Annotated in this window: 11 protein-coding genes; 8 read left to right on the plus strand and 3 right to left on the minus strand. The window is 35.2% G+C overall.

Going from position 1 to position 12,885, the window contains the following annotated elements; all coding sequences use genetic code 11:
- The first annotated feature begins 82 nt into the window (after nt 1-82).
- Together lon and cmk are read left to right on the plus strand one after the other, a co-directional pair.
- Nucleotides 83-2,533: an endopeptidase La gene (lon, locus tag CSC80_RS13775; RefSeq protein ID WP_099192609.1), complete on the plus strand. Its 2,451-nt coding sequence runs from the start codon at nt 83-85 to the stop codon at nt 2,531-2,533.
- 28 nt (nt 2,534-2,561) lie between these two features.
- On the plus strand, nt 2,562-3,257 hold the full coding sequence (cmk, locus tag CSC80_RS13780; RefSeq protein WP_099192558.1) for a (d)CMP kinase: 696 nt from the start codon (nt 2,562-2,564) through the stop codon (nt 3,255-3,257).
- Between the two features lie 48 nt (nt 3,258-3,305).
- Here cmk and CSC80_RS13785 read toward each other — a convergent pair whose 3' ends face one another.
- On the minus strand, nt 3,306-3,686 hold the full coding sequence (locus CSC80_RS13785; RefSeq protein WP_058105800.1) for a LysM peptidoglycan-binding domain-containing protein: 381 nt from the start codon (nt 3,684-3,686) through the stop codon (nt 3,306-3,308).
- A gap of 265 nt (nt 3,687-3,951) precedes the next feature.
- Here CSC80_RS13785 and rpsA point away from each other — a divergent pair, with 265 nt between their 5' ends.
- The gene (gene rpsA, locus CSC80_RS13790; RefSeq protein ID WP_058105762.1) at nt 3,952-5,787 is read left to right on the plus strand and encodes a 30S ribosomal protein S1; all 1,836 of its coding nucleotides are present in this window, start codon (nt 3,952-3,954) and stop codon (nt 5,785-5,787) included.
- Nucleotides 5,788-6,235: 448 nt separating this feature from the next.
- On the opposite strand, the gene CSC80_RS13795 is transcribed toward rpsA, so the two are convergent.
- Together CSC80_RS13795 and CSC80_RS13800 are read right to left on the minus strand one after the other, a co-directional pair.
- Nucleotides 6,236-7,486 carry a hypothetical protein gene (locus CSC80_RS13795; RefSeq protein ID WP_099192559.1) on the minus strand — a complete coding sequence of 417 codons (1,251 nt, stop codon included), beginning with the start codon at nt 7,484-7,486 and terminating at the stop codon, nt 6,236-6,238.
- Nucleotides 7,476-8,816: a DUF4270 family protein gene (locus tag CSC80_RS13800; RefSeq protein ID WP_083365560.1), complete on the minus strand. Its 1,341-nt coding sequence runs from the start codon at nt 8,814-8,816 to the stop codon at nt 7,476-7,478. The genes CSC80_RS13795 and CSC80_RS13800 overlap by 11 nt, the downstream gene beginning before the upstream one ends.
- A 241-nt stretch (nt 8,817-9,057) precedes the next feature.
- On the opposite strand from CSC80_RS13800, the gene CSC80_RS13805 reads away from it, so the two are divergent.
- The 5 genes from CSC80_RS13805 (at nt 9,058) to pyrR (ending at nt 12,883) form a co-directional block, all read left to right on the plus strand.
- On the plus strand, nt 9,058-10,047 hold the full coding sequence (locus CSC80_RS13805) for a kelch repeat-containing protein (RefSeq protein ID WP_099192560.1): 990 nt from the start codon (nt 9,058-9,060) through the stop codon (nt 10,045-10,047).
- 74 nt (nt 10,048-10,121) lie between these two features.
- Nucleotides 10,122-10,463, plus strand: a complete 342-nt coding sequence (locus tag CSC80_RS13810; protein ID WP_099192561.1) for a DUF4907 domain-containing protein — start codon at nt 10,122-10,124, stop codon at nt 10,461-10,463.
- 6 nt (nt 10,464-10,469) lie between these two features.
- The gene (locus tag CSC80_RS13815; protein ID WP_058105767.1) at nt 10,470-11,504 is read left to right on the plus strand and encodes a histidine kinase; all 1,035 of its coding nucleotides are present in this window, start codon (nt 10,470-10,472) and stop codon (nt 11,502-11,504) included.
- On the plus strand, nt 11,501-12,229 hold the full coding sequence (locus CSC80_RS13820) for a LytTR family DNA-binding domain-containing protein (RefSeq protein WP_058105768.1): 729 nt from the start codon (nt 11,501-11,503) through the stop codon (nt 12,227-12,229). Before CSC80_RS13815 ends, CSC80_RS13820 begins: the two co-directional genes overlap by 4 nt.
- A 114-nt stretch (nt 12,230-12,343) precedes the next feature.
- Nucleotides 12,344-12,883 (plus strand): bifunctional pyr operon transcriptional regulator/uracil phosphoribosyltransferase PyrR, encoded by a 540-nt coding sequence (gene pyrR, locus CSC80_RS13825; protein ID WP_058105769.1) that lies wholly within the window; start codon nt 12,344-12,346, stop codon nt 12,881-12,883.
- The last annotated feature ends 2 nt before the right edge of the window (nt 12,884-12,885 follow it).

Genomic DNA, 12,885 nt, shown 5'->3' on the forward strand with positions numbered 1-12,885 from the left:
TTCATTGTTTTTACGGCAATTATGTATAATTTATAAAAACTAAATTCTGTTAATTTAATGACAGAATGACCGATATATGAGTATGGGAGATTCTAAATTTTCAAATTTTGACAATATGTCCTTACAAGGAATAGACCAAGATTCTGAGCTAATTCCATTATTGACTCCAGAAGATGAGGAGCAAATGAATAGTGAAACCTTGCCAGAGACCTTGCCTATATTGCCTTTAAGGAATACAGTACTTTTTCCTGGTGTAGTAATTCCTATTACGGCGGGTAGAGATAAAAGTATTCACTTAATTAAGGATGCCAACAACGGCTCAAAAGTAATAGGTGTAGTTTCCCAAAAAGATGAGGAAACGGAAAATCCTGATGTAAAGGATATAAATACCTTGGGTACGGTAGCCAAAATTTTACGTGTGCTACAAATGCCAGATGGTAATACCACCGTAATCATTCAAGGTAAAAAGCGTTTTGAGATTGCCGAAGTCTTAACTAAGAAGCCTTATATAACAGCTACAGTTAGAGAAACCGCAGAAGTAAGACCGGAAAAGAACGATAAGCAGTTTTTGGCAATTATAGAGTCTATTAAAGAATTGGCTTTAAAAATTATAAGGGATAATCCTAATATTCCTAGCGAAGCATCTTTTGCTATTAAAAACATTCAAAGTGATTCTTTCTTAATAAACTTTGTTTCTTCCAATCTTAATTTGGATGTAAAGGCGAAACAAGAGTTGTTGGAAATAGGCAGTCTGCAAGAGAGAGCGTTGGCAACATTGAAATATATGAATGTTGAAATGCAAAAGCTTGAACTTAAGAATGATATTCAATCAAAAGTTAGAAATGATCTAGATCAGCAACAGCGAGAATATTTCTTGCACCAGCAGATGAAGACCATTCAAGAAGAATTGGGCGGAGTTTCTTATGATGAGGAGCTAGAGGAGATGAAGGAGAAGTCCAAGAAAAAGAAATGGGGCAAGAAAGAAAGAGAGCATTTTGAAAAGGAATTGTCGAAAATGAAACGGATGAATCCGCAGGTGGCAGAATATTCTATTCAAAGAAATTATTTGGACCTGCTATTGGATTTGCCTTGGAAAGAATATTCTAAAGATAAGTTCGATTTAAAAAGAGCAGAAAGAATTCTTGATCGTGACCATTATGGTTTAGAGGATGTAAAGAAAAGAATTGTGGAATATTTAGCGGTTTTGAAGCTGCGTAATGATATGAAATCACCAATTCTTTGTCTTTATGGACCTCCAGGAGTAGGTAAAACTTCATTAGGTAAATCTATTGCAGAAGCGTTGGGTAGAGAGTATGTAAGAATGTCATTAGGTGGTTTAAGAGATGAGGCTGAAATTAGAGGTCACCGAAAAACATATATTGGTGCAATGCCGGGTAGAATTATTCAGAGCTTAAAAAAGGCGGGTAAATCTAACCCTGTTTTTATCTTAGATGAAATAGATAAGCTATCCAATAGTCATCAAGGTGATCCATCATCTGCTATGTTAGAGGTTTTAGATCCTGAACAGAACAGTGATTTTCATGACAATTTCTTAGAATTGGGTTATGACCTTTCTAAAGTGATGTTCGTTGCTACCGCAAATAATTTGGGCAGTATACAGCCAGCACTTAGAGATCGTATGGAAATTATCCATGTAAGTGGGTACACTATTGAGGAAAAGGTTGAAATAGCTAAAAAACATTTGTTGCCAAAACAATTGACTGAACATGGTTTAAATGCTAGTCATTTGAAAATTGGCAAACCACAATTAGAAAAAATTGTAGAAGGGTATACCAGGGAATCTGGAGTACGTTCTTTAGAAAAGCAAATTGCCAAAATGGTACGTTATGCTGCGAAATCTATTGCCACCGAAGAAGACTATGAAGTAAAGGTGAGCAATGAAGTTATCGTAGAAGTTTTGGGTGCGCCTAAAATGGAGCGTGATAAATATGAAAATAATGAAGTGGCAGGTGTTGTTACAGGGTTGGCTTGGACCAGTGTTGGTGGGGATATTTTATTTATAGAATCTATACTTTCAAAAGGTAAGGGAACCATGAGTATTACGGGTAACCTTGGTAAAGTGATGAAAGAATCTGCAACCATTGCCATGGAGTATATAAAATCTAATGCCGATCGTTTTGGTATAGATGCCGCGGTATTTGAGAAATATAATGTTCATATTCATGTACCAGAAGGGGCAACACCTAAAGATGGTCCAAGTGCAGGTATTACTATGTTGACCTCTTTAGTGTCATTGTTTACGCAAAAACGTATTAAAAAGAGCTTGGCAATGACCGGTGAGATTACATTGCGAGGTAAGGTGTTGCCAGTGGGTGGAATTAAAGAGAAGATTCTTGCTGCTAAAAGAGCGAAAATTAAAGAGATCATTCTTTGTGCCGATAATGAACGTGATATTAAGGAGATTAAAGAGTCTTACTTAAAAGGATTGACTTTCCATTACGTAAAAGAAATGTCTGAGGTAATTGATATTGCCATAACTGATGTTAAAGTAAAGAACGCTAAGGAGCTATAACTTAGCTTTTCTTTATACTTTTGATAGGATGAAAAAAATCACCATTGCAATCGACGGGTTTTCCTCAACGGGAAAGAGCACATTGGCAAAGCAATTAGCCAAAAAATTACATTATATATATGTAGATACAGGGGCAATGTATCGTGCGGTAACGTTGTTTGCCATGAGGTCTGGTTTTGTGGAGTCCGGTAAGGTAGATGAAGAGGCATTGGAACAAAAACTAGATGCTATTGAATTGAAATTTGAGTTTAATTCAAATCTTGGCTATGCCGAAATGTTTTTAAACGGTGAAAATGTTGAGAAGGAAATACGCACCATGCCAGTTTCAAAGAATGTAAGTCAAGTTGCGGTCTTGGAAGCGGTACGGAAAAAATTAGTGGCCATGCAGCAAGCTATGGGTATTGATAAAGGTATAGTTATGGACGGTAGGGATATTGGCACTGTAGTATTTCCAGATGCAGAACTTAAAATCTTTATGACCGCATCACCTGAGAAAAGAGCTGTTAGAAGATATAAGGAATTGTTAGATAGGGGAGAGAACGTTGTTTATGAAGATATCTTAGAAAATGTTCAGAAGCGAGATTATATAGACAGCAATCGTGCAATTTCGCCATTGAAGAAAGCAGAAGATGCCATTGAATTTGACAATAGCGATTTAGGATTAGAGGATCAGTTTCAAAGAATCTATGAACATTCGCTTCGGGTTATAGAAAAGCAAGGATAAAAAAAGAGGTTAGCAATGCTAACCTCTTTTACTTTTATAGTATTTGGACTATTTGTTTGGAATAACCAATACTTGATCAGGATGAATTACATCCGGATTTTTTAAGATGTTGGTATTCGCTTCAAAAATAGCTTTATATTTCATTGGGTCACCGTAATATTCTTTAGCTATTTTACTTAAAGACTCACCGCTTTTTACCACGTGTCTGTGATAAACGGAATCATCTTCTACTGTAATGTTCGCTTTAATATCAGAAGGGCTTTCACCGCCCAATGCTTTAATTTTATCCCAGATCAAATCCTTTTCATAAGGAGTTTTTGCTTGTCCTTTTATTTTTAGAACATCTCCTTCAACAGTTACGTTACCGTCTTTGATACCTAATTGTTCACCTAGGTCCAAAACCCCTTGATATTTCGCTTTAACGCTCATATTTTTACTTTTTTTAATGGTTATTATAATGCTTCTAAGATAAGCATATTTAAGATATTCCATTCCAAAATCATGCCATATTCTTTAATTGAATGGTATATAATAAGTTGTGTTGTCTAATTTAAATAAAATGCTTATTTTTGCACACCTTTTTTGCAAGGCATTCAAGAGAAAAAGGGATTAGATAAACAAAAAGATATAACTACTTTCATAGTCGTTGCTTAAATCTTGATAAGATTATGGAATACAAATTATTGATCAGCAAATGGCTGAAGAAAAAACAAACGCAGAGGTAGAAGCTACTACCGAAGCAACACAACAAGCTGTAGAGACTCCACAGCAAGATCCACAAGAATTTTTAGAGAACTTTAATTGGGAAAAATACGAACAAGGAATTGAGCGTGTAGATGACTCAAAGTTGAAGGAATTTGAAGATTTAGTAGCTGAAAATTTCGTTGATACTGCCGATGAGGAAGTAGTAGAAGGGAAAGTAGTTTATATTACTGATAGAGAAGCTATCATTGATATCAACGCAAAATCTGAAGGTGTAATTTCGTTAAACGAATTCCGTTACAACCCAGGTTTAAAAGTAGGTGACAAAGTAGAGGTATTGATCGATATTCGTGAGGATAAAAGTGGTCAGTTGGTTTTATCTCACAGAAAAGCGAGAACTATTATGGCTTGGGACCGTGTAAATGCGGCTCATGACAAAGAAGAAATCGTTAGTGGTTTTGTGAAGTGCAGAACTAAAGGTGGTATGATCGTTGACGTATTTGGTATAGAAGCTTTCTTACCAGGTTCTCAAATTGACGTTAAGCCAATTCGTGACTACGACCAGTATGTAAACAAAACAATGGAATTCAAGGTTGTAAAGATCAACCATGAATTTAAAAACGTTGTTGTTTCTCATAAAGCACTTATTGAGGCTGATATTGAAGAGCAGAAGAAAGAAATCATTAGCCAATTAGAAAAAGGACAAGTATTAGAAGGTGTTGTTAAAAACATTACTTCTTACGGTGTGTTCATTGATCTAGGTGGTGTTGATGGTTTAGTTCACATTACTGACCTTTCTTGGAGCAGAATCAACCACCCGAACGAGGTTGTTGAATTGGACCAGAAATTAAATGTTGTAATTCTTGATTTTGATGAAAACAAATCTAGAATTCAATTAGGTCTTAAGCAATTGGAGAAGCATCCTTGGGAAGCTTTATCCGATGAAATTAAGATTGGTGATAAAGTAAAAGGTAAAGTAGTTGTTATCGCTGATTACGGCGCATTCATTGAAGTTGTTGAAGGTGTTGAAGGTCTTATCCACGTTTCTGAAATGTCTTGGTCTACGCACTTGCGTTCTGCACAGGATTTCGTAAATGTAGGTGATGAGGTAGAAGCGGTTGTATTGACATTGGATCGTGAAGATCGTAAAATGTCTCTTGGTATCAAGCAATTGACTCCAGATCCTTGGACTGATATTACTACGAAATACCCTGTAGGTTCTAAACATAAAGGTATTGTAAGAAACTTTACAAACTTTGGTGTTTTCGTTGAATTGGAAGAAGGTATAGACGGTTTAATTTACATCTCTGATCTTTCTTGGACTAAGAAAATCAAGCATCCATCTGAGTTTACTAACGTAGGTGATACTTTAGAAGTTGAAGTATTGGAATTAGATGTTGAAGGTCGTAAGTTGAGCTTAGGTCACAAGCAGACTACTGAAAACCCATGGGATAAATATGAAACTGAATTCGCATTGGGTACAGTTCATACAGCAACCATTTCTGATGTAGTTGATAAAGGTGCAACAATTGAATTTAACGATGATATTACTGCATTTATTCCTCAACGTCATTTAGAAAAAGAAGATGGTAAAAAACTAGGTAAAGGCGATGAAGCTGAATTCAAGATTATTGAGTTCAACAAAGACTTCAAACGTGTTGTAGCTAGTCATACTGCAATCTTCCGTGAAGAAGAGCAACGTAATGTTAAGGCGGCTGTTAAAAGACAAGCAGCTAGTGCAGATGAGGCTAAGCCAACTTTAGGTGATGCTAACGATGCGTTACAAGCGTTGAAAGACAAAATGGAAGCTGATTCTAAGAAGAAGTAATTTCATTAGCATACATCCTTAAATAGGATAGTTTATAAAAGCCCGGATGCATAATCCGGGCTTTTTGTATTTATGATTGTTTGTTGTTTCCTAAAGGTAAGTCGCAACGGAACTACACGTCATTCTAATTAATTTCGTTTTGCCTTTGGAATAGATGATAATTAAAAGGCTATCAGCAAAGCAAATAGGTTTTACTATTTTAAGTTTAGGATTTTAATTTCTGAAACAAGTAAACAACATAGATACGTTGAAGAAATGAATATATTTAAATGTTTTGTTAATAGGGTAAATAGTAAAAGCCCAGATTTTCATCTAGGCTTTATTAGTTTTCATTCAGTCGGTTCCTATTAGGGTTCTAACGTAAATGAAATACTAGTGGAGATTGTTATGTAATTAGACTTTTTATGTAATTGTGTTTGCTCAGAACAAGATCAGGTTGGCAAAAAAATTAATACACCTTTTTCTTCACGAACCAGATATCTTCAAGGCTTAAGTTCAAGGTAAGTAGGTGATAGTTCTCCTTTACCAGAACGTTTTGCAATAGACCTTTAGATCCATAGCTATATGAAAGGTTGATCATAGAATGGGTTCCTCTACTTGTTGGTATACCAATACCTGCTGTAAAATTGTAGCCCTCAACTTTTTCATCACTAATGGCTAAATATCCATTGTCATAATTATAACCTAATCTATATGCTATTCTTTGACCATATTTATAGCTGGTTGGGTCTTGAATATATTCTAGTCCAAAAGCATAGATGTCTTGGTCTTCATAACTACCTATATTTTCAGATTGATCGGTGTTGGTCCAAAAATTCTTTTTGTAATCCGCGCTAAATGTCAGCTCTTCAATAGGTTTAATGCTCATACCAAATCCCAACTCAAGGGGTAATTTAAAGTCTGATACAGTATCTGAACTCTCGTCCTCTACAGTAATTTCAATACCGGATAACGATTTGTTGACAGACCTTTTTAAATTGCCGTTTAAACTTGTAGGTAATTGTACAGTACTACCTATGGTAATTTTTTCGTTTACATCATATTGCAGTCCAAAGCCAAGTCTTGCACCACTATAATTTGTTTTTTCAATAGATTCAAAAGCAGTTGCATTGTAGGTAAAAGATTCCGTCTCTTCAATGTTTCCAAATAGGAATGAAGCACTTAAACCTAATCTAAGCTTAGGAATTAAGGCATAACCAACATTAAGTTTAATATCATTTAAACCGCCCAAACCGGTTACGTTACTTTCAAATGAATTTGTAGACCCTTCAATGTTGCTACTTACACCAAGTAGGGAATATCCAACATCACTATAAGGTACCATGGTTATGCCTGCACCAAAATTTTCTGCAATTCTAAAACCAAAGGCGATATTGGAAAAATTGACATTTGATTTTTCTTCAGTGTCCGATGTATTGCTGTAATTATTAAATTCTCCGGTAACCCCAATATCATACAGGAAAGAGTTTTGGGGTATTAAGGCATAATTGGCAGGGTTTAAGTTATTCAACTCGTAAGTCGATTTAATACCAATACCGCTATAGCCTAAACTATTGAACTTTCCAATACTGGTTTGGTTAATAACACCTAGTCCGTATAAGGAATAAGGAGAACTGGTTAATGCTTCTGATTGTGCTGAAATTTGCTGTATGCCAAGAAAAGCTCCTATGGTGACCACTATAATTTGGTTAATCTTCATCGTAAATACCGTATGTTAATTCTAAAATTGTTTCGTTTTCCCCATTACCGTTTCCGCTCATAATAAATCGATCTACAGTAGAATTATAATCAACAGGAAGTAAGATTAAAGCATCATCAATATCCCTGTCCTTTAGGTAAAGCTCTTCTAAATAATAAGACAAGGATATTTCATAATAGATGTCGTTAAATTCTTGATTGTCCCTGTTTAAAATAGCATAGGAAGTAGAGGACAGGGTTTCGGTCAAATCATTGTTTTGGTCAACGACATATACCGCAAGGGTGTCTCTTAGTTTTAGGTTATCGTTATAAGATTGGGCAACTGGTTTTATTTTAAGTGTGCCGTCCAATATGGTGCCACTGCCAGGTATGTCGTAAAGACTGGTAATACTTGGAAATTGTACCCTCATGGCTATTCCTACTCCAGATTGAATGTAACTTTCGTTGTTAGAATCGGAACTTTCTAAGTTGACCTTGCTATCTGTTAAGCCCTGTAGCGGTGTAATAGGGTCTTCTGCGGTTATGCTATTAAAGAAAGGAATTGGTGTGGTTGTTGCGTTTATTTGAATATCAAAATATTCCTGTTCAGATTCATATTCGGTTTCTGTACTGTAATATAAGCGCATGTAAGTATTCTCAGAAGATTTTGAAAAACCGATGATTGAGCCATTGTCGGTTTCGTCAGGTAATAGCGCTATGCCTTTAAAGTAATCCCTATATTCATCAGAATTTACAATGTCTTTCTCCTGTAGTTTGGAGAATATATCCGTACCAAAATCGTCTATCATTTTTATGGTTATAGAGTCTCCTGCCAAAGGTCTTGGGTTGTATTCGTAGAAACCCAGGTCATCTTCATCATAGCTGATTTTACTAGTATTGTAGAAGTAATCATCACTTTCGGGATTCAGGTTTTCTATAATTTTTTTAATGTGAATGGTGTTTTTCTGTAGCGTGTCATTGTAGTAGTAATTATCATAGCCCAAGACCATTACCAAACTATCAAATACCGCCTCAGAATCTATGGTATAGGTCTCTGGTAAAAATTGCATGTAGCTAGATGCCCTAACGGTACCAAAAACAGCATCTGAATATTTTCCTGTAAGAATTCTTGTAGATTCTGAAGTAGCTAAACTATCGAACTTCATGGTGGATGTACTCACCGTTAATGTATCGATCAATATGAGACGAATGTTACTATCGGTAAATGTTTCACCGGCTACAAAATCGGTATCATTATATATGTCATCACTGCAAGAGATAACGACTATTGTAAATAAACCACCGATCATTATGATGTGGAGTGCACGTAGTTTGTTTAGGAACACCTTCATTTAAAATTTAGTTTTCATCAAAGCTAAATACCCAATGCGGTTGTAAAAACCTGAATAGACGAATCCCTAATGTTAAGGGATGAAATCTATTATTTAAACTATTAATGAAATGTTTGTGTTCGTAGATGAAAACCTAGGATTGGTATGTTAAAAATCAATCTTAATCTATTGTGTTTTTTAGAACCCTGGGGTCTCTAGTAGATTTGATTTCTCAAAGAAAGAACCTTAAAACAAAAAAGTAATGAATAAAAGAAAATCGTATGTATACAAAATTACCGGGTTGGCGCTTTTGGCCATGGTAGTTACAAGTTGTTCAAGTGATGATGACGACGATTTAGGTAACTGGGTAGATAAATCTGTATTTGATGGTAGCCCAAGAAGTAGTGTATCTGGTTTTACAATAGGTAATACTGGGTATATGGGTGTTGGTTATGATGGAGACGATTATTTGGCTTCCTTTTGGGCATACGATATTGAAGGTGACTACTGGTCTCAAAAAGCTGATTTTCCTGGAGCTGCTAGAAATGCGGCCGTAGGTTTTGAGATTGACGGTACTGGTTATATAGGTTCTGGGTATGATGGTGTAGATGAATTGACGGATTTTTATAGTTATGATACTGCCTCTAATACATGGACGGAAATAGCCTCCTTACCAACAGCAAGAAGAAGTGCTGTAGGTTTTGGAATTAACGGCTTTGGTTATGTGGGTACAGGATATGATGGCGAAAATGATAGAAAGGATTTCTATAAGTATAACCCTGCAACCGATTCTTGGACTGAATTAGTAGGTTTTGGAGGAAATAAAAGAAGATCTGCCACCACTTTTACTATAGATGGTTTGGTGTATTTAGGTACTGGGGTGTCCAACGGGGTATACTTAGATGATTTTTGGGTATTTGATCCTGCTACTGAAAGTTGGACCTCAAAGTTAGATCTTGATGAAGAAGATGATTATGCTATTGCAAGAAGTAATGCTGTTGGATTTACATTAAACGGATACGGTTATATAGCAACCGGAGAATTAGGTGGTGCTACCAATACAGTTTGGGAGTACGATCCAGTTTCAGATGAATGGGAACAAAAAACATCTTTTGAAGGAGCCACAAGGCAAGATGCCATTGCTTTTTCAAATGGAAGTCGAGTATTTATAGGAATGGGTAGAACTGGAACATTATACCTAGATGATTTAGATGAATTTTTTCCATTGGATGAGTACGATGACGAAGATTAATTTTTCATAGTGAGTGCAATTGTTAATTTTTTGGGTCAATCTGTGAAGGTTGGCCCATTTTTAAACATTTATTTATGAGTTCTATTGTAAAATACTCGCTTGCTATTGTGCTATTTTTGGTACTTGGTTTTGGCATTGTTATGTATATTCAATCTGAGCCCAGCCAAAACCAAATATTTGAAAGTCAAATAGTAAGTCTGGATGATGGATTTGGTTATAAGATTTTGAGAGGAGAAAAGATAGTGATCGTACAAGAGTTCGTTCCCGGTCTTCCAGGTAAGCAACAATTTGTTTCTAAAGAAGAAGCTCAGAAAACGGCAAACTTGGTACTATCTAAATTAGAAGAGGGGAAATCGCCAATTTTATTACCGACAGATCTGGCGAAATTGAATATTTCAACCCAAGTAGGTCATTGATAGTATATGAGATCGATAATTAATAATAGAATTCAGATAGTTGTCCATATCAGCATTTGGATTCTGTTTTATGGACTCACATTTTATCCTGTACTAAATGATGCAAGACCTATTCCTTCAGATGTGTTTCCAAAGCTCATTGTAATTATAGTACTATTTTATTTCAATTATTTTTACTTGGTACCAGAGTATTTACTGAAAAAGACAGTGCTCTTTTATTTATTTCTTTCACTGGGACTTTTGATTTTTTCGGTGTATTTGCTCAATCATTTTTTTCCGCCAAGAATACCCGATAATTTCTTTATACAACAAGAAAGACCAAGAGGTCTTGGTTTTATGCCGTTTTATAGAACGTTCGTAAATCTTGGAATACCTTATGTGATCAGTGCCATTTTAAGAATGTATGTTGAATGGAAACGTAATGAGAATTTACGTTTATCGGTTGAAAAGGAAAATATTAAGTCTGAGCTACAGTTTTTAAAGGCGCAATTAAATCCACATTTTTTGTTCAATTCGCTTAATACCATTTATGCCTTATCTGTGAAAAAATCTCCCGACACCTCAGAGGCAATAGTTGATTTATCGGAACTTATGAGATATATGATCTATGAGGCAGATAAAGACTTAGTGCCTTTAAATAAAGAACTAGATTATATAAAAAGTTATATACAGTTACAGCGATTAAGACTATCTGATAGTGAAAATGTATCCTTAAAGATTACGGGGGAAGATAGAGGGCGTGCGGTGCCGCCTTTGCTATTTATCTCGTTTATAGAAAATGCCTTTAAATACGGTACGGATTACAAGGGTAAAACCTATGTGAAAATTTCATTGATAATTACAGATGCCTCTATCTATTTAAACGTTAAGAATAAAATTGGAATTTTTAGAGAACCCACCAAGAACTCGGGTATCGGACTTGAGAATATTAGAAATCAATTAGAATTAATATATCCAGGCCTGCACAACTTAGAGGTTAGTAATGACGGCCAAGATTATGAAGTTTCTTTGACCATTTACCAAAAACAATCAAGCTTATGAAATGTATAATTATAGATGATGAGCCTTTGGCGATTGAAATACTAACGGGCTATTGTGAAAAGCTAGACTTTATAGAGTTGGTGAACTCGTATACCAATCCGCTCGATGCTATTACGGAAATCAAGGAAAAGAAAATAGATTTGATCTTTTGTGATATAGAAATGCCCCAAATAAATGGTATAGATTTTATGGGCACTTTAGATAACAGACCGTTGTTCATATTTACCACAGCTTATTCACATTATGCGGTAGACGGGTTTGAGTTGAATGCAGTAGATTATTTGGTGAAACCTATACCTTATCATCGTTTTATAAAATCAGTATCAAGAGTACAAGATTTAATTTCAAAAAAACAAAAGCCAATTATGGAAGCAAACGTTTTCTCATCTACCGGTGATAGTACAGTAGAAAAAAAGTTCATTTTTGTGAAGGCGGAATATGAAAGTATAAAAATAGATTTGGACCAAATTGAATATGTACAAGGTTTAAAAGATTATTTGAAAATTCATATTGCCAACACCAATAAAACCATTTTAACGTTAATGAGCTTTAAGGAGATTATGAGTAAGTTACCGGCTAATCAATTTCTTAGGGTGCATAAATCCTATGTGGTCAATGTAAATTACATTAAAACGGTACAGCGTAACAGAATAGTTATTAATGACATGCGCATACCTATTGGTGAAAGCCATAAAGAAGCCTTCTTTTCTATCTTGGGCTTATAGATTTCACGTTCATTGATCTAATTTTATTTTTTTTGATTTTACTTCCTTATTTTGGCTGTCAAAGTTTAGATAGAATTATCTATTTTTGTTAAGCTAAAAGCACGGGTGCCCATTATGAGTCAAAAAGTTTTACTCTCTTCCAAAGAAATACATATCATCCTGCACAGATTGGCTTGCCAATTGCTTGAAAACCATTTAAATTTTGAAAACACAGTTTTAATTGGAATTCAACCAAGGGGAAAATTTCTTGCTGAACGCTTGAATAAGATTTTAAAGGAGGAGTATAAAGTAAAGAAGATAGACTTAGGGTTTTTGGATATTACTTTTTATCGTGATGATTTTAGAAGAGGGGAAAAGACCCTAGAGGCCACAAAAACAAAGATAGATTTCTTGGTAGAGGACAAAAACGTTGTTTTAATTGATGATGTGCTGTACACAGGCAGAAGTATAAATGCGGCTTTAACTGCTTTGCAATCTTTTGGCAGGCCAAAAGATGTAGAGTTGTTATGTTTAATAGATCGCAGATTTAGCAGACATTTGCCAATACAACCCAATTACAGGGGGCGCCAGGTAGATGCCATAAATGATGAGAAGGTAAAGGTGATGTGGGAAGAAAATGACGGGGAAGATATAATATACTTAGTAAATAGATAAGA

The sequence above is a fragment of the Maribacter sp. 6B07 genome, assembly GCF_002700155.1.
Classification (GTDB): Bacteria; Bacteroidota; Bacteroidia; order Flavobacteriales; family Flavobacteriaceae; genus Maribacter; species Maribacter dokdonensis.